13 protein-coding genes are annotated in these 16,388 nt (G+C 69.4%); 6 read left to right on the forward strand and 7 right to left on the reverse strand.

Going from position 1 to position 16,388, the window contains the following annotated elements:
• Positions 1 to 14 precede the first annotated feature (14 nt).
• A complete protein-coding gene (locus C5E06_RS02315) occupies positions 15 to 1,817 on the forward strand; it encodes a beta-galactosidase family protein (protein ID WP_104305876.1) in 1,803 nt (600 codons plus the stop codon).
• 166 nt (positions 1,818 to 1,983) lie between these two features.
• On the opposite strand, the gene C5E06_RS02320 is transcribed toward C5E06_RS02315, so the two are convergent.
• Together C5E06_RS02320 and C5E06_RS02325 are read right to left on the reverse strand one after the other, a co-directional pair.
• Positions 1,984 to 4,899 (reverse strand): GH32 C-terminal domain-containing protein, encoded by a 2,916-nt coding sequence (locus C5E06_RS02320; protein WP_219820175.1) that lies wholly within the window; start codon positions 4,897 to 4,899, stop codon positions 1,984 to 1,986.
• A gap of 149 nt (positions 4,900 to 5,048) precedes the next feature.
• The gene (locus tag C5E06_RS02325) at positions 5,049 to 6,101 is read right to left on the reverse strand and encodes a LacI family DNA-binding transcriptional regulator (RefSeq protein ID WP_308471349.1); all 1,053 of its coding nucleotides are present in this window, start codon (positions 6,099 to 6,101) and stop codon (positions 5,049 to 5,051) included.
• Positions 6,102 to 6,202: 101 nt separating this feature from the next.
• Between C5E06_RS02325 and C5E06_RS02330 the strand changes: the two genes are divergently transcribed.
• The 5 genes from C5E06_RS02330 to C5E06_RS02350 all read left to right on the forward strand — a co-directional run bounded on the left by C5E06_RS02330 (position 6,203) and on the right by C5E06_RS02350 (position 10,533).
• Positions 6,203 to 7,312 carry a substrate-binding domain-containing protein gene (locus C5E06_RS02330; protein WP_104298231.1) on the forward strand — a complete coding sequence of 370 codons (1,110 nt, stop codon included), beginning with the start codon at positions 6,203 to 6,205 and terminating at the stop codon, positions 7,310 to 7,312.
• A gap of 66 nt (positions 7,313 to 7,378) precedes the next feature.
• Positions 7,379 to 8,413, forward strand: coding sequence for an ABC transporter permease (locus tag C5E06_RS02335; protein ID WP_104240321.1), 1,035 nt, complete (start codon positions 7,379 to 7,381; stop codon positions 8,411 to 8,413).
• Complete coding sequence (locus C5E06_RS02340; protein WP_104305877.1) at positions 8,410 to 9,210, forward strand: ATP-binding cassette domain-containing protein; 801 nt, start codon at positions 8,410 to 8,412, stop codon at positions 9,208 to 9,210. Before C5E06_RS02335 ends, C5E06_RS02340 begins: the two co-directional genes overlap by 4 nt.
• Positions 9,203 to 9,532 (forward strand): putative quinol monooxygenase, encoded by a 330-nt coding sequence (locus C5E06_RS02345; RefSeq protein WP_104305878.1) that lies wholly within the window; start codon positions 9,203 to 9,205, stop codon positions 9,530 to 9,532. Before C5E06_RS02340 ends, C5E06_RS02345 begins: the two co-directional genes overlap by 8 nt.
• A gap of 5 nt (positions 9,533 to 9,537) precedes the next feature.
• On the forward strand, positions 9,538 to 10,533 hold the full coding sequence (locus C5E06_RS02350) for a PfkB family carbohydrate kinase (RefSeq protein WP_258067464.1): 996 nt from the start codon (positions 9,538 to 9,540) through the stop codon (positions 10,531 to 10,533).
• A 19-nt stretch (positions 10,534 to 10,552) separates the two neighbouring features.
• Here C5E06_RS02350 and C5E06_RS02355 read toward each other — a convergent pair whose 3' ends face one another.
• The 5 genes from C5E06_RS02355 to C5E06_RS02375 are packed head-to-tail and all read right to left on the reverse strand — an operon-like array spanning position 10,553 to position 16,386.
• A complete protein-coding gene (locus C5E06_RS02355) occupies positions 10,553 to 11,998 on the reverse strand; it encodes a glycoside hydrolase family 32 protein (protein ID WP_104305879.1) in 1,446 nt (481 codons plus the stop codon).
• A 32-nt stretch (positions 11,999 to 12,030) separates the two neighbouring features.
• Positions 12,031 to 13,533 (reverse strand): glycoside hydrolase family 32 protein, encoded by a 1,503-nt coding sequence (locus C5E06_RS02360; protein ID WP_104305880.1) that lies wholly within the window; start codon positions 13,531 to 13,533, stop codon positions 12,031 to 12,033.
• Positions 13,530 to 14,468, reverse strand: a complete 939-nt coding sequence (locus tag C5E06_RS02365) for an ABC transporter ATP-binding protein (RefSeq protein ID WP_104305881.1) — start codon at positions 14,466 to 14,468, stop codon at positions 13,530 to 13,532. Before C5E06_RS02365 ends, C5E06_RS02360 begins: the two co-directional genes overlap by 4 nt.
• Positions 14,465 to 15,370 (reverse strand): ABC transporter ATP-binding protein, encoded by a 906-nt coding sequence (locus tag C5E06_RS02370; RefSeq protein ID WP_104298238.1) that lies wholly within the window; start codon positions 15,368 to 15,370, stop codon positions 14,465 to 14,467. The genes C5E06_RS02365 and C5E06_RS02370 overlap by 4 nt, the downstream gene beginning before the upstream one ends.
• Complete coding sequence (locus tag C5E06_RS02375; protein WP_104240329.1) at positions 15,367 to 16,386, reverse strand: ABC transporter permease; 1,020 nt, start codon at positions 16,384 to 16,386, stop codon at positions 15,367 to 15,369. Before C5E06_RS02375 ends, C5E06_RS02370 begins: the two co-directional genes overlap by 4 nt.
• Positions 16,387 to 16,388: the final 2 nt, after the last annotated feature.

A 16,388-nucleotide genomic window follows, 5' to 3' on the forward strand; every position in this document is an offset into this window, starting at 1 on the left:
AGGAGTCTGCTCACATGACCTTCGAGATCGGCGAAGAGCACTTCCTCCTCGACGGCGAACCCCACCGCGTGCTCTCCGGGGCGCTGCACTACTTCCGCGTGCATCCCGAGCAGTGGGCCGACCGCATTCACAAGGCCAAGCTCATGGGCCTCAACACGATCGAGACCTACGTCGCCTGGAACGCCCACGAGCCCCGCAAGGGGGAGTGGGATGCGACCGGCTGGAACGACCTCGGCCGGTTCCTCGACCTGATCGCGGCCGAAGGGATGCACGCCATCGTGCGCCCAGGCCCCTACATCTGCGCGGAATGGCACAACGGCGGGCTCCCGACGTGGCTCACCGCGATGCCCGGGGTGGGGCTGCGACGCTCGGAACCCAGCTACCTGCACGAGGTCGAGACCTACCTGCAGCGCGTCTACGACATCGTCGCGCCGCGGCAGATCGACGTCGGCGGCCCCGTGGTGCTCGTGCAGATCGAGAACGAGTACGGCGCCTACGGCAACGACACTGCCTACCTCGAGCGGCTCGTCGAGGTCACCCGCGAGGCTGGCATCACGGTGCCGCTCACGACGATCGATCAGCCCACCGACCAGATGCTGAGCGACGGCAGCGTCGACGGCGTGCACCTCACCGGCTCGTTCGGGTCGCGCGCCGAGGAGCGCCTCGCCACCCTGCGGCGCCACCAGCCGACCGGCCCGCTCATGTGCGCCGAGTTCTGGGACGGCTGGTTCGACTGGTGGGGCGCCTTCCATCACACGACGAGCGTCGAGGATGCGGCTCGCGAGCTCGACGCGCTGCTCGCCGCAGGCGCCTCCGTGAACTTCTACATGGTCCACGGTGGCACCAACTTCGGCCTCACCAACGGGGCGAACCACAAGGGCAGGTACCTGCCCATCACGACCTCCTACGACTACGACGCGCCGCTCGACGAGGCAGGGAACCCCACCCCGAAGTTCTTCGCGTTCAGGGACGTCATCGCGAAGTACGCCGATGTGCCGGCGGAGACCCCCGCGCTCGCGGTCCCAGCTTCCGAGTTCGAGGTGCCGCTCTCCGTCGTGGCTCCGGATGCGTGGCTCCCGCCCGTCAGTCCCGAACGCCACACGACGCCCCCGACCTTCGATGCCCTGCAGCATCTGAGCGCCCTGGTCGCCTACGAGACCGAGCTGCCGCGCGCATCCGCACCCCGCCTGCTGGAGTTCGAGGACGTGCGCGACTTCGCGTGGCTCTCCATCGATGGCGTCCCCTTCGGCACGCTATCGCGCACCCTCCACGAGACGTCGATCGTCGTGCCCGCCGGGACGCGGCTGCGCGTGCTCGTGGAGGAGCAGGGTCGCGTCAACTACGCCGAGCGCATCGGCGAGGAGAAGGGCATCATCGGCACGCCGCTCCTCGACGGGGCTCCCCTCGAAGGCTGGACGGCGACGCCCATCGACGTCGCAGAGGCCGGAATCGCGATCGGCTCGGCGCTCACCAGCGCACCCGGCGCCGGTGGTGCTGCTCTTGCTGCGGCCGACGCATCCGCACCACTGGCTCATCCCGAGACGCCGCTCGGGCTCACCGGGTTTCGCGGCGAGTTCGAGCTCGAAGCGCCGAGCGACCTCTACCTCGACACCGCCAAGTGGGGCAAGGGGTACGCCCTGGTGAACGGCTTCCTGCTCGGGCGCTATTGGCGCAGCGGACCGCAGCAGACGCTCTACGTGCCGGGCTCGGTGCTCCGCGCCGGCGTCAACACGGTCGCGATCGTCGAGCTCGAGGTGACGGCGTCTCCCGTCGCTCGCTTCGTCGCGCAGGCCACGCTCGGCCCCCTCGAGGAGTAACCGGGGTCCGCGCCGCGCCCCGCGCCCCGCACACCCGCCGGCCGCCCACCCGTTCCGCGGCATCGCTGCCCGGCGTTTCGCCCTCTGAGAGTGGTCTCAGAGGTCGAAACGTCGGGCAGCGGTCAGCGATCAGGCCCGTTAGGCCCGCCTCGCCGGGAGGCTCTTGCTACTGACCTCGGCGACCGAGTCGTCGAGCACCCAGCACTGCTCCGCCGCCGACAAGCGCCAGGCCGAAGAGGACCGCCGCCAGGGGGAAGTCCGCGCCGGTCGACGCCAGCCCCTCCGGAGTCGGCGTCCCGGTGTCCGATCCACCCTGAGGCGTGGATGTGGCTGCGGACGTGGACGTGGGTGCGGATGTGGATGCGGAGGTGGCTGACGGCGAGGGCGTGGCGCCCCCGGTCGGAGCTGCCGTGGCCGTCGCGGTCGGCGGGGTGACGACGGGTCCGGGCTCCTGCCACATCGTCGGCGTGACCGGCGTGACGGTGATGCGTCGTAGCGTCGCCGCTCCGCCCTCGGACCAGGCGGTGATGGCGTCCGCGCCCTCGTTCGGGAACACCTGATCGGTGATGGTCACCATCCCGTCCGCCGTGAAGAGCTCGACGGATGCGCGATCCAGGTAGAGGGAGAAGGTAACCGAGCCGTCGTCGTCGAGGGCGACCGGCGCATCCTCCACCGATGCGAAGGCGGGGTGGAAGTCCACGTTGCCGGAGTTCGTCCGGTCGACGAACAGGCGTCCCTGCGCGGCGTCGTAGCCGATGCGGGTTCCCGACTCGGCGTCCCCGAAGACCGTGATTCCCGCCCGCTGCGCCTCGCCCGGTTCCAGGGTCACCTCGAGTTTCACGACGTCTCCCGAGAGCCCGAGATCCACCGCGCCATTGAGGGCGACGTCCGTGCGCGTGGCCGCGCCTGCCACGTCGAGCTGCTCATCGACCTGGGGGACGACCTGCTGCTTGAGGCGCGGTCCCGCTGGAGTCGAGGTCAGGACGACCTCGCGCGGGAGCGTCATCGAGCTGCGCCACGTCGAGGTGGGAATGTCGTTGGCGTAGTCCCAGTTGTTCATCCAGCCCTGCATGATCCGGCTCCCGTCCGGGGTGCCGAAGTACGAGACCGTCGCGTAGTAGTCGCGGCCCCAGTCGAGCCAGTCGTAGCTCTCGAGCGTCGATGGGACGCTCGTGTCGGCGAACATGATCTGGTCCAGCATCAGGTGGCCCCAGCCCGACCTGTTCTGATCGACCGCCTGAATCGTGGCCTGCTGCCCGCGGAGGTCGGAGACGTCCCAGCTCGACCAGTCGAGCGTCTCGCTGTTCCTGCCGGTCGCCGTGCGCACGACTTCGCCGTCGACGATGAGGTTGACCGCGGTCTCCTCCGAGCGAAGCTGCGAGGGCTCGTCGCCGATCACGAGGTGATCGAAGGTGAGGTGCCCCCAGCCTCCTGTCGCCTCGTCTCGAACGCGGAGCTGCGCATCCTTGCCGGCGAACTCGCTGATGTCCCACGACTGCCACGTCATCTGCCCGGCGTTGGCACCGGTCTGCGTGCGCACGACGCTGCCATCGACGAGCAGCTCGACCTGGAGGGTGCCGTCGGTGCGGTTGCCCCCGCCGACGAGGAAGGAAGCGAAATCGCCGTCGAGCGTGAAGGAGGGCGACGTGATCGTGCCCGTGTTGTCGTCTCCGAGCGGCCCGCCCTCCCACGTGTTGACGCGCTTGTCGCCGAGCGCGTACTCGCCGCTCGTCGTCGAGGGACTGCGTGCCGGGTCGAGGGCGAAGTCGCCCGTCGCCTCCCAGCCTGAGCCGAGGAGGTTCTCGCCATCGGCGAGCTCGAAGTCGAAGACGGTGGTGCCCGCCGGCGGTTCGTTCCCGAGCTGCGAGCCGTCCACGTGCGGGTGGTTGCCTCCGCCGACGAGCAGGTTGATGACGTCGGATTCGATCGTGAACTGCGGGGACTCGAGCGAGCCCACCGGCCAGTCCCCGCCGTGGAAGCCGTTCGCGAAGCCGGCTCCGATGGTGCCCTTGACGGGGCCCTGGCCTGGCAGCGTCCCGGCCGCCGGTGCAAGCCCCCACGGGCCATCGGCCTCGTTACCGGACTCGTTGGTGACGGTCCACCCGCTGAAGTCTCCGCCGTCGAAGGTCGCGAACGGGGTTCCTTCTGCCGTGGTGCCTGGCTCGACGGTGGTCTCGCTCGTGAACTCGGTGCCGTCGAAGTCGCCGACGAAGTACTGGCCCCCGCTGCCGCCAGCCACAGCACCCGGGTTGAGATTGACGACCATGACCCATTTCGTCTCATCCGGGTTGCCGTCGACGGGCAGCTCGAAGAGCTCCGGGCACTCCCAGATGCCCTCCGTGGAGTTCGCGGGCCCGAACTCCGAGAGGTGCTCCCAGGAGCGCAGGTCGGTGCTCTTCGCGAGGATCACCTTGTGGTCGACCGCCTCGACGGCCGCCATGACCCAGTACGCACCGGCCGGACCGTCGTGCCAGAAGACCTTCGGGTCTCGGAAGTTGGCGGAGCCGCGGTCGTAGACGGGGTTGCCCTCGTGCTTCGTCCAGGTGTATCCGCCGTCATTGCTGTAGGCGAGCGACTGGGCCTGGATCCCGGGGTGCGTCGGATGATCCTGGGTGTACGCGCTCGTGTAGATGGCGACGAGCGGGGGCTTGTCTCCGGTGCCGAAACCGGAGCTGTTGGTCTCGTCGACGACGATGGAGCCAGAGAAGATGTCCTCGATCGCGACTCCGGAATCGTCGAAGGTCTGGGGGAGTGCGAGCGGCTGCTCCTCCCAGTGCATGAGGTCGGTGGAGGTCGCGTGGCCCCAGCTCATGTTCCCCCAGCGTGTGCCCTCTGGGTTGTGCTGGTAGTAGAGGTGATAGACGCCGTCGACGTACACCATGCCGTTGGGGTCGTTCATCCAGTTCTTCTCGGGGGAGAAGTGGAACTGCGGGCGGAACTGCTCCTGTCCCGCCTCGGCCGACTCCTCGGCGGTGGCCGTGGCGGCTGTCCCGGTGAGGACGGCGAACGCGATGCTGGTCGCTGCCAGCGCGGCGAGAGCCTTCCGCTTCGTTCTCGGGTGTCTCGGTGACGTCGATGTCATGGATTCGCTCGATTTCTTCTCAGTGCGTCGAATGCAACGGACTGGATTGACAACGATGTCAATCCACTTCGAGCGATGCTAGAGACTGTCCACCGGACAAAGCAAGAGTCGATTGGCGTCGACCTCGATGGGAGGGGGTGATGGCCTCGTCAGGAGGTGGGGGCGAGGATCTCGCCGCTGCCGCGCTCGATGAGGCGGGTTGGGACGGTGACGCGCTGGGCGGGGCCACGGTCGCCGCCGAGGCGGTCGAAGAGCAGCTCGGCGGCGCGCTGCCCGATCTGCTGTGGGTCCTGGGCGATCACGGTGACGCCGGGAACCAGCAGGTCTGCAAGTGGGAGGTCATCGAAGCCGACCAGCGCGATCTCGTTCTGCAGGCCCCGCTCCCGGAGGGCGCGCAGGGCCCCGATGGTGACGAGGTTCTGGGCGCTGAAGACCGCCGTCGGTGGCGTCTCGGAGTCGAGCAGTCGGCCGAGCGCCGCGCGCGAGGTCTCCTCGTCGTGGAGCTCCGTGACGATCGTGGCGAGCCGTGTGGGGATGCCGGCCTCACCCAGGGCTTCGAGGAAGCCTCGACGGCGCTCTTCGGCCGTCTGGATCGAGAGTCGGTCGGTGAGGAGCGCGATCCGCTGGTGGCCGTGCTCGATCAGGTGCGCCGTCGCCCGTGCTGCCGCGGCCTGGTTGTCGCTCGAGACGACGTCGAGGTCGAGCCCCTGGGGGACACGGTCGACGAACACGGCCGGGATGTCCCGGTCGCGGAGGGTGGTGAGGTAGGTGGGCTGCTGGGTCGTCGTCAGGATCAGGCCGTCCACGCGCCGTCGCATGAATGCGCTGACGGCACCCTCCTCGCGGGTGGCGTCGTCGTCGAGCGACGATGCGAACACGGCCACGCTGTGGTGCAATGCCGCGTCCTCCACCGCGCGGTGGATCGCGGCCGCGAACGGGTTGTCGACGCTGCCGACCAGGAGGCCGATCGTCCGGCTGCGTCCGTCGGCTCTGCGGAGGTTCCCGGCGGCGAGGTCCACGTGGTAGTTCAGGGCCCTGACGGCGTTCCACACTCGCTCGGTGGTGGTCGCGGACACGTTCGGCTCGTTGTTGACGACGCGGGAGACGGTCTTCACTCCGACGCCTGCGAGGGAGGCGACCTGCTTCATGGTCGTGCGCGAGCGCCCGCTCGCGGGGTCGTCTCGCCGAGGTGCTGTTGTCACGATCGACCTTTCTTTCGACGGCCTGTTGACTCTACTCGGCGCATGGAGTACAAACGTCGTTGACAACGTTGTCAATCAACGCAGACGATCAGGGGAATTCAATGAAGAACCGCAATCCAATCGCTCGGAAGCCATTTCTCGCCGCCTCCTCGGTGCTCGCCATCGCAGCGCTGACGCTGACGGGATGCGCCGGAGCCGACCAGGGCGCGCAGGGTGGGGGAGAGGGCGACATCGGCGTCTCGCTCATCGTCAAGACCAACTCGAACCCGTTCTTCATCGCGATGCAGGACGGCGCGCAGACGGCAGCGGATGCGAACGGGGTGACGCTCACCCTCGCAGCAGGCAAGGAGGACGGCGACGAGGACACGCAGATCCAGGCCATCGAGGCGGCCATCTCCAAGGGCGACGCGGGAATCCTCATCACCCCGAACGGGCCTGCCGTGCTCGACGCCGTCCAGAAGGCTCGCGACGCCGGCCTGTTCGTCATCGCCCTCGACACCGTGCCGGACCCGGCGGACTCCGTCGACATCACCTTCGCGACCGACAACTTCCTCGCCGGGCAGTACGTCGGCGAGTGGGCAGCGGACTCGCTTGCTGGCAAGGATGCCGTCATCGGCCTCATCGACCTCTTCGACGACAAGGCGGTCTCGGTCGACTACAACCGGAACCAGGGGTTCCTCCAGGGCATGGGCATCGAGCTCGGCAGTGACACGGTCAACGGCGACGAAGCCCCGCAGGGGAACTACTCCGGCGGACAGGGCGGCAAGTACACGATCGTCGGGAACGAGGCATCCCAGGGTGCCGAGGACGGTGGGCGCACGGCGATGGAGAACCTCCTCGCCAAGAACCCGGACATCAACGTCGTCTACACCATCAACGAACCCGCCGCCTACGGCGCCTACCAGGCTCTCGAGGCAGCGGGGAAGAGCAAGGACGATGTCACGATCGTCTCGATCGACGGCGGATGCGCCGGTGTCGGCCAGGTCGCCGACGGCATCATCGACGCCACGAGCCAGCAGTACCCGGTGAAGATGGCGGAGCTCGGCGTCGAGGCGATCGCTGAGCTCGTCGGAACGGGCAGCACCCCGGAGACCAGCGAAGGCCTGGACTTCTTCAACACGGGTGTCTCGCTGGTGACCGACCAGCCCGCTGACGGTGTGGAGTCCATCGACACGACCGAGGGTGCGGAGCTCTGCTGGGGCACGAAGTAGTCCAGCACCCGTCGCGACAGCCACACGGCGCCGCGACGCCTCTCGCCACTGCAAGGAAGTGAACTCGTGACTCAGACCTCTCCTCCCACCTCATCTCTCGACCTCGCCGCCGAATTCCTCGACCGGCGGACCCCGCTCGATCGGGTCCGCGGCGTCCTCCACCGCTATCCGGCCATCAGCCCGGCCGTCGTGCTCGTGATCGCCATCATCGTCTTCGGCACGATCAACCCCAGGTTCTTCGCCCCGGGAAACCTGTCGCTCATCCTCGACCAGGTCTCGGTCGTGGGCACGGTCGCGATCGCCCAGACGCTCATCATCCTGACCGCAGGCATCGACCTGTCGGTCGGGGCTGCCATGATCCTGGCCTCGATGGTCACCGCGCAGACCGCGGTCCAGAACGGGTTCCCCGCCCCGCTGGCGCTGCTCGCTGGCCTACTCGCCGCGCTGGCCGCCGGCACCCTCAACGGGTTCCTGGTCACGAGGGTCAAGCTGCCGCCCTTCATCGCGACGCTCGGCACGCTGAACGTCTTCGTCGCGCTGACGCTGCTGTACAGCGGCGGGCAGACGATCCGCAAGGCGGAGATGCCAGAGCTGCTCACGTGGACGGCCACGGCCTTCCCGGTCGGCGACGTCATGCTCACCGTCGGCGTCATCATCATGTTCGCGCTCTACGTGCTCGTCGCGTACGTGCTCGGGCGGACCGCGTGGGGGAGGCACGTCTACGCGGTCGGCGACGATGCCGAGGCTGCGCGACTGGCTGGCATCTCCACGACGAAGGTGCTCATGAGCGTCTACGTCGTCGCCGGTGCCGTCCTCGCGGTCGCCGCGTGGATCCAGATCGGCCGATCGGGTGCCGCCAGCCCCAACGCCGGCGCCGACCTCAACCTGGACTCGATCACCGCCGTCGTCATCGGCGGAACCTCGCTCTTCGGCGGGCGGGGAATCATCTGGGGAACGCTGCTCGGGGCGATCATCGTGGGCGTCTTCCGAAACGGCCTCTTCCTTGCAGGCGTCGACGGTCTCTATCAGACCCTCGCCATCGGAATTCTCGTCATCGTCGCGGTCTCCGTCGACCAGTGGATCAGGAAGGTACGCAAATGAGCCTCGTAGCAGACGCGGTCGAGCCCACGACAGCACCGAAGGGGGTCCCGGTCCTCGAGGCGAAGCGGCTGGTCAAGACCTTCGGCAAGGTCGTGGGGCTGGATGGGGTGAGCCTTCAGCTGCACGCCGGAGAGGTGCTCGCGATCATCGGCGACAACGGCGCCGGGAAGTCGACGCTCATCAAGTGCCTCACCGGCGCCTACGTGCCGGACCAGGGGGAGCTGCTGCTGGACGGCGAGCCGGTCCACTTCAAGCGACCGCAGGATGCACGCGACGCTGGCATCGAGACCGTGTACCAGAACCTCGCGGTGTCGCCTGCGCTCGACGTGGCATCCAACCTCTTCCTCGGGCGTGAACGGCGCAAGCCTGGCATCGCGGGCACGGTGTTCCGTGCCCTCGACACCTCGGGGATGCGCAAGGAGGCCCGCGAGCAGGTCCAGCGCCTCGGCATCTCGACGCTGCAGGACGTCACGGTCGCCGTCGAGAACCTGTCGGGCGGTCAGCGGCAGGCGGTCGCGGTCGCCCGGGCGGCGGCGTTCGGATCGAAGGTCGTCGTGCTCGACGAGCCGACGGCGGCGCTTGGCGTCCGGGAGTCGAAGCAGGTGCTCGAGCTCATCGAGCGGCTCCGCGAGCAGGGCGTTCCCGTCATCCTGATCTCGCACAACATGCCGCACGTCTTCCAGGTCGCCGACCGGATCCACATCCAGCGCCTCGGGAAGCGAGCGGCGACCATAACGCCGCAGTCGCACAGCATGACCGACGCCGTCGCGATCATGACGGGGGCCGCTGATGCGTGAGGGCGAGGACGGCGCATCGGGCGCTGAGCAGACGACGCTCTACGCGGAGTTCACGGCCAGGCCCGGCACCGAGGCCGCAGTCCTGGAGCTGATCCTCGCCTACGCCGAGGTCGTGCGAGCCGAGCCAGGCAATCTGGAGTTCCAGGTCTACCGCAGGCAGGAGGCGCCTGCCCGATTCCTGGTCTTCGAGATCTACGCGGACGACGCCGCGTTCCAGGCCCACCTGGCGCATCCTGCTGGGCAGGCCTTCAACGTCCGGCTCACCCCGCTCATCGAAGAGGCGCAGAGCGAGCTGAGCTTCCTGCGCTCGACGGAGCGTTGATCGGGATGCGAGGCACCGCAGACACCGCAGGCATGGCGCCCGGCCTGTCAACCGCCAGCGTCCTCGTCATCGGCGAGGCGCTCGTCGATGTCGTCCACCGGGTGGACGGGAGCATCGACGAGAGCCCAGGGGGAAGCCCCGCGAACGTGGCGCTCGCGCTCGGACGACTCGGCTGTCGCCCCCGCCTGCTGACGCGGATCGGCGACGACCGGCGCGGCGAGAGCGTCCGCGCGTGGCTGCAGGCGTCCGGCGTCGAGATCCTGACCGGAGGGGGATCGAGCACAGGCACCACGTCGACGGCGACCGCATTCCTCGACGAGTCGGGGTCGGCGAGCTACGACTTCCAGCTCGACTGGGACGTCCGAGTCGATGACGCCGTGACTGCCGGCATCGTGCACACCGGGTCCATCGCGGCGCTGCTCGAGCCGGGCGCACGCGAGGTGCTCCAGGCGATCCGGCGACTGCGCGGAGGCGCGCTCGTCACCTACGACCCGAACATCAGGCCTGCACTCCTCGGCGATCACCGCGAGGTCCGTGGGCGCGTCGAGGAGATCGTGGCGCTCGCGGATGTCGTGAAGGCCAGCGACGAGGACCTCGCCTGGCTCTACCCCGGGGAACGCCTCGTCGACGTCGCCAGCGCCTGGCGCGCGATGGGCCCCTCGGTCGTCGTCGTGACCGCAGGGGGCAACGGTGCAACCGCAGTGACCGAGGCCGGAACGACGGACGTCGCCGCGGCCTCGGTGGCGGTGGCCGACACGGTGGGCGCCGGTGACACGTTCATGTCGGCGATCATCGAGGGCATGCTCCGGCTCGGCTTCAGGGACGGCGCGGCCCGCGGGGCCCTCCGCCGCATCGATCGCGCAGACCTGAGCAGCCTGCTGGAACGAGCGGCCAGGGCGGCGGCGATCACCGTCTCCCGTCCCGGCGCGGACCCGCCCTCATCCGCCGAGCTGGCTGAAGAGCCCCGGCCACGCGTGCCCGTCTCGGCCGCGCTGGACTGAGCACACGGGCGAATGCGCCTCAGCGGACCTCGAGCTCGATGATCTCGAGGTCCGCGAAGGTCATCTGGCCGCCCGCGGCGAGCAGCCGGATGCCGTCGTCGGCTGGCAGCGGGAACACACGATGCGAGTGCACCTCGAACCCCTCGCCGACGAAGACCTCGATGCTGGACCGGTCGACGAGGATCCGAAGGTGGAGCGATCCCGTCGACGCGTCGATGCTCGTCGTCGTCGCGCCGCCGCTCGGGCTCCACGTCTCACCGCGGTCCACGGAGATCGAGGCATCCGCGAACGACAGCCCTACCCCGATGCGCCGAGCACCCCCGCTCGCGCGACGGAGCTCCAGCCCGGCACCGGTGGGTGGCGAGCTCGGATCCCAGCGCAGTTCGCAGCGCAGCTCGTACGCCACCGCCCGCACCTCGAGGTCCGAGAACCCGGCGACGGCGACGGTCCCCAGCGAATGGCGGCGAGTGGCGTGCTCCAGGAGCGCGGCCGGTGGCTGAGCGCTCAGCGCGTAGCCGCTGCCGCGTCGGTGCAGGCGAAGCTCCCGCACGATCATGTCGTCGCCGTTGTACCCGTCGGTCACCATCGATGGCGCATTGTGCGGGTAGTCCCAGAAGTTCGCCCAGCCGATGGCGCGGCGCAGCGACTCGTCGACGTCTCCGCCCGCGTCATGCGCGTCGTAGGTGACGGCGCCGTAGAAGTCGAACCCGTGGTCGAGCCACAGGGCCTCCCGCTCGTCGCAGGTGAAGGCCGAGCCATCGAACTCGCCGACCCAGTAGGCGTACGTCGCGGGCAGGCCCCTAGCCTTGCCGTTCGCACTCGTGCCGAGGACCCAGTGCCGCGTGCCGTCGCTCGCGCGCATCCGGAACAGGTCGGGGCATTCGAGGAGGCCGATGCCCTCGATGCGATGCTCGCCGACCCGCCGCCAACCGTGCAGGTCAGCCGACACGTAGAAGCCGATCGTGTCGCCCTCCGCGTGGAGCATGCACCAGCGCGCACGGTCGTCATCCCACACGACCTTCGGGTCGCGGAAGTCGACGACCCCGGGGTTCGCGAGGACGGGGTCGGGCGGGCCAGGCGTGAAGGTGCGCCCGCCATCCGTCGAGACCCAGAGGTACACCGCCTGCACGCCAGCCGGCGCCTGCGTGACCAGCCCGACAACCGCGTCACGTCCGTACCCGGCCGTGTTGTGCGCATCGACGACGACGGAGCCCGACCAGCAGTCCCCGTTCCCGTTCGCGAACTTGGGGATCGCCGTTCCCTGATCGCTGAAGCGAACGTGGTCCCGCGTGGTCGCGAGCCGCCACGAAGTTCCGATCCCGCCCTCGACGTAGTCGTCGTTCGCCAGGTAGTAGGAGAGGTACTCGTCGCCCACGCGGATGGGGCGCTGCGGATCGTTCTTCCACCCGCGGGGCACGCTCATGTGGAACGCGGGACGGAAGGTGGTCGGTGCGGTGCTCGTCATCAGGTTCCCTCGGGGGTGGGTCGGTGCCGTGTTCAGTGCAGCTGGATCCGGTTGTGCTCCTCGGCGCCTGCCATGTGCCACGCGGTCGCGCGCGTGACCGCCGCGTTCCCCTCGACTCTCGCGCCGAGCGCATCGGTGCGGGTGGGGTAGACACGAGCCGTCAGGGCGATGCCATCGCAGAACACCTCGATCGAGGACCGATCGACGACGATGCGGAGACGCGAGGGGCGCTCGCGGTCGTCGGCGGTGCCCGGCTCCGGCACCGTGCCGGCGAGGCGCGAACGGTCCGCGGTCGTGTCGGCGGAGGACCGGGATCGGTCGAGGCTCAGGTGCAGCGCTCCGTCCCGGCGAGCGAGCTCGACGACACACGCCTCCTCGCCGTCCGGGGTGGCGAGAACGGTCACGGCGAGCCGCTGACCGTCCCCGACGAGCGCATCCACCTCGATGTCGAGGGTGTCGCCAGACCAGTCGCCGGCGAGCTCGTGCGTTCGCAGGGCGGCGAACTCCGGAACCGGCTCCTGTCGGACGACGCCGTCACGGTCGAGCCACAGGGTCCGGGGGAGGGCCATGGCCCCCGACCAGCCCGAGGCGATCATGGCCTCGTCGGTGCGCCCCTCCTGCATCCACGACCAGAGGATGCGTCGGCCCGCCTCGTCGCGGTACGTCTGCGGGGCGTAGGCGTGGCGCCTCCCGAGATCGAGCCGCTGGACACGGTCGATCTGGAACCGGTCACCCCGATAGCTCCCGAGGGCGATCAGCGGATGCAGGGTCGCGCCCTCGTGCCATGCGGAGAAGATGAGCGCGTGCGGGTCGCCGCTCGCGGCGTCCGGCGCTGCCGTCGCCGCGGTTCCAGCTGAGTCGCCGGGGAGCAGCCGGAAGAAGTCGACGCACTCCCACATCGTTCCCGTCCAGTCCGGGTCGTCGAGGGCGATCTGGCCAGCGGGGAGCGACGCGAGCGGGCCGATGAGCCGCCACTCGCGGAGGTCAGTGGACTCGTAGAGGAATGCGCACCCACCGTCCCCGCGCACCCCCGAGCCGATGAGCTGGCGCCACACGTCGCCCTCGCGCCACACGCAGTGGTCGCGGTACGCCGTGAGGTCACCTTCGGGAGGGGTCGAGATGACCGGCTCAGGCAGCGGCGACCACTCCTCGAGATCGGCCGAGCCGACGGCGAGGCACGGCAGCTCGCGGAGCCCCTGGCGGCCAGAGTAGACGAGTGTCGGCGTGCCAGCGTCGTCGACGAGCACGCCGGACCAGCAGCCGTCGCCGTCGGCGCCCTCTCCGGGGCGGAGCGCGATCGGACGATCGCGCCAGTGCACGAGATCGTCGCTGACGGCGTGACCCCAGTGGATGCGGTTGTGCACCGGAGCTTCCGGGTTGTGCTGGTAGAAGAGGTGGTGGAGGCCGTCGATCTGCGCGACCCCGTTCGGGTCGTTGAGCCAGCCGGCCGGCGAGGTGAAGTGGAAGGCGGGGCGAAGCCGGTCCGATTGAGCCCTTACGAGCTGCTCGTCGGCGCGGACGGTGGTGTCGGTCATTCGTTCTCCTCGGGTGCGAGCACCCAGTGGTCGTTGTCGGCGTCGACGATGCGGCGCGAGAGCGCTGGCGCGGAGGTCCACGCGGCGATCTCCTCCCGCAGGCGGGCGCGAACGCCGACATCCGGCGCGGAGCTCCGATTGGGGTCGGGGACGGCGCCGACGAGCAGGCGCGTGTAGGGGTGGCTGGGGTTGGCGAGCAGCGTGGTCGACTCGCCGCCCTCGACGATCCGTCCGCGGTGCATGACCAGGATCCGATCGGCGAGGTACCTCGCCGAGGCGAGGTCGTGCGTGACGTAGAGCATGGCGATGCCGCGTTCGTCCCTGAGCCCGGCGAGCAGGTTCAGCACGCCGATGCGCACGGAGACGTCGAGCATCGACGTCGGTTCGTCGGCGAGGATGACATCGGGCTCAACGGCCAGCACGCGTGCGATGGCGATGCGCTGCCGTTGGCCGCCCGAGAGCTCGTGCGGGAATGCGCTCAGGACCTGGCGATCCAGGCCCACCGACTCGACGAGCTGGGCGCAGCGTTCGTGCACGTCGCCCTGGCCCATGCCGTGCAGCTGGAAGTTCCGCTCGAGGACCGCCCCGACGCGGTGGGCCGGGTTGAGCGATCCGAAGGGGTCCTGGAACACCATCTGCACGCGGTTCCGGTAGGCGCGGGAGGCTGAGCGGCGCTCGGAGCGCAGGACATCCACTCCGTCGAGCTCGACGGTTCCCGACGTCGGCTGCTCGAGGCGCGCGACGCACCGCGCCAGCGTCGACTTGCCCGACCCGGACTCGCCGACGAGCGCGACGATCTCACCGCGGCCGATCGACAGGTCGACGTCGGACAGGGCATCCACCGCGCCGCGGCGGCCGAAGAGGCCGGCACCGGGGAACCGCTTGGAGAGGCCCCGCACGCGCAGGACGGGTTCGTGCTCGGTGACGACGCTCATCGCGTCTCCTCCTCGATCAGTGCGCCGCTCGGAGCGACGAGGTGGCCAGGGGCGACCTCGACGAGGTCGGGGACATCGGTGAAGCGCACACCCTCAGCCAGGCCGGAGAGCTTCGTCCTCGGGCCGCTGATCGGTGGGAACGCCCCGAGCAGCGCCCGGGTGTACGGATGACGCGCGCCGTCCCGGATGACCGCGGCGGGCGCGACCTCCACGATGCGGCCGGCGACCATGATGCCGATGCGATCGGACAGCTCGAGCATGAGCGACATGTCGTGGGTGATGAACAGCACGGCGAAGTCGAGCTCCTGCTGGAGGTCCCGGATCTGCTGCAGGATGTCCTGCTGCACCACGACATCGAGGGCCGTCGTGGGCTCATCGAGGATCAGCAGGCGGGGGCGGAGCGAGCAGGCCATCGCGATGACCACCCGCTGTCGCTGGCCACCGGAGAGCTGGTGCGGGTACGAGCGGAGACGGTCCGCGCCCACCCTGACCATCTCGAGGAGCTCCCCTGCGCGGCGCCATGCGTCGCGCTTCGAGATGCGCTCGTGAGCCCGCAGCGTGTCGACGAGCTGGTCGCCGATGCGCATCACCGGGTTGAGCGAGCTCATCGCCGATTGGAAGACCATGGCCACCTCCCGCCAGCGCCAATCGCGAAGGCGCCCGGCGTCCATGCTCAGCACATCCTGGCCGTCGAAGAGGATGCTGCCGCCCGTGATCCGGGCCGGCTCCTTCAGCAGCCGCATGATGGCGTTCGCGCACGTCGACTTCCCGCAGCCGGACTCCCCGGCGAGGCCGAGGATCTCACCCTGCGCGATCGAGAAGGACACGCGGTCGGCGCCGCGGACGGACCGCTCGTCGCTGACGTAGTCGACCGTGAGGTCGCGGACTTCGAGGACGCTCATCGTGCCTGCTCCTTGCGGTCGACGGTCGTGGGTGCCGTTGCGGTCCGCGCGGTGCGCGGCCTCCGGAGCCGTGGGTTGGTGACCTCGTCGACCGCGTAGTTGCAGAGGGCGAGGGCGAAGGCGACGAGCGCGATCGCGAGACCGGAGGGGACGAAGATCCACCACTGGCCGATCATGAGCGCGCCGTCGCTGGACGCCCAGAACAGGTTGGTGCCCCACGAGAGGGTGTTCGGGTCGCCGAGCCCGAGGAATTCGAGGCCGGCCTGCGCTCCGATCGCCCCGATGATGCAGGCGAGGAGCGTGGTCATCACGATCGATGCCACGTTGGGCAGCATCTCCCGCAGGATGATCGACAGCGGTCGCTCTCCGGAGGTGATGGCGGCGCCGATGTAGTCCTTGCCGCGGATCGAGAGGCCCTGAGCGCGGAGCACCCGAGCGCTGCCAGCCCAGCCCGTGATGACCAGCACAGCGATGACCGTGCCGAGTCCCGGCGGGAGGAACGCGGCGAGCAGCACCAGCAGCGGGAGGCCGGGAATCAGGAGGAAGACGTTCGTCACCAGCGAGAGCGCGTCGTCGACGCGCTTGCCGAAGAAGGCGCTCGTGAGCCCGACGACGATGCCGACGAGCGTCGAGAGCACACCCGCGACGAACCCGACGAGCAGGCTCGAGCGAGCTCCCCAGACGGTGAGCGCGAGCACATCCTGCCCCTTCGCGGTCGTGCCCAGCAGGTGATCCGCGCTGGGTGGCGTTGCTCCGCCCGACCCGATCCGAGACGGGTCACCTGGGAAGATCACGGGTGCGGTGAGCGCAAGCACCACGAAGACCAGCAGGATGATGAGCCCGGACAGCGCCTTCTTGTTGCGCAGCAGGGCGCGGAGCAGGCGCGTCAGCTGACGTCCGCGCGAGCGGTTCTGCGCATCCGGCTCACGGGTGGCGATCGAGCTGGTGCTCGGCGGTTGGCTCGCGTCGCGGACGGCTGAGGCGTGCGCGAGCGACTCGGGGCTTTGGATCGACATGG

This window comes from Pseudoclavibacter sp. RFBI5, from assembly GCF_002931395.1.
Classification (GTDB): Bacteria; Actinomycetota; Actinomycetes; order Actinomycetales; family Microbacteriaceae; genus Pseudoclavibacter.

Excerpts from the sequence above, each read along its gene's own strand:
- C5E06_RS02375 (WP_104240329.1), bottom strand. The coding sequence starts at position 16,386 with ATGTCGATCCAAAGCCCCGAGTCGCTCGCGCACGCCTCAGCCGTCCGC.
- C5E06_RS02315 (WP_104305876.1), top strand. The coding sequence starts at position 15 with ATGACCTTCGAGATCGGCGAAGAGCACTTCCTCCTCGACGGCGAACCC.
- C5E06_RS02355 (WP_104305879.1), bottom strand. The coding sequence starts at position 11,998 with ATGACGAGCACCGCACCGACCACCTTCCGTCCCGCGTTCCACATGAGC.
- C5E06_RS02320 (WP_219820175.1), bottom strand. The coding sequence starts at position 4,899 with ATGACATCGACGTCACCGAGACACCCGAGAACGAAGCGGAAGGCTCTC.
- C5E06_RS02350 (WP_258067464.1), top strand. The coding sequence starts at position 9,538 with ATGCGAGGCACCGCAGACACCGCAGGCATGGCGCCCGGCCTGTCAACC.
- C5E06_RS02365 (WP_104305881.1), bottom strand. The coding sequence starts at position 14,468 with ATGAGCGTCGTCACCGAGCACGAACCCGTCCTGCGCGTGCGGGGCCTC.
- C5E06_RS02330 (WP_104298231.1), top strand. The coding sequence starts at position 6,203 with ATGAAGAACCGCAATCCAATCGCTCGGAAGCCATTTCTCGCCGCCTCC.
- C5E06_RS02370 (WP_104298238.1), bottom strand. The coding sequence starts at position 15,370 with ATGAGCGTCCTCGAAGTCCGCGACCTCACGGTCGACTACGTCAGCGAC.
- C5E06_RS02340 (WP_104305877.1), top strand. The coding sequence starts at position 8,410 with ATGAGCCTCGTAGCAGACGCGGTCGAGCCCACGACAGCACCGAAGGGG.
- C5E06_RS02360 (WP_104305880.1), bottom strand. The coding sequence starts at position 13,533 with ATGACCGACACCACCGTCCGCGCCGACGAGCAGCTCGTAAGGGCTCAA.
- C5E06_RS02345 (WP_104305878.1), top strand. The coding sequence starts at position 9,203 with ATGCGTGAGGGCGAGGACGGCGCATCGGGCGCTGAGCAGACGACGCTC.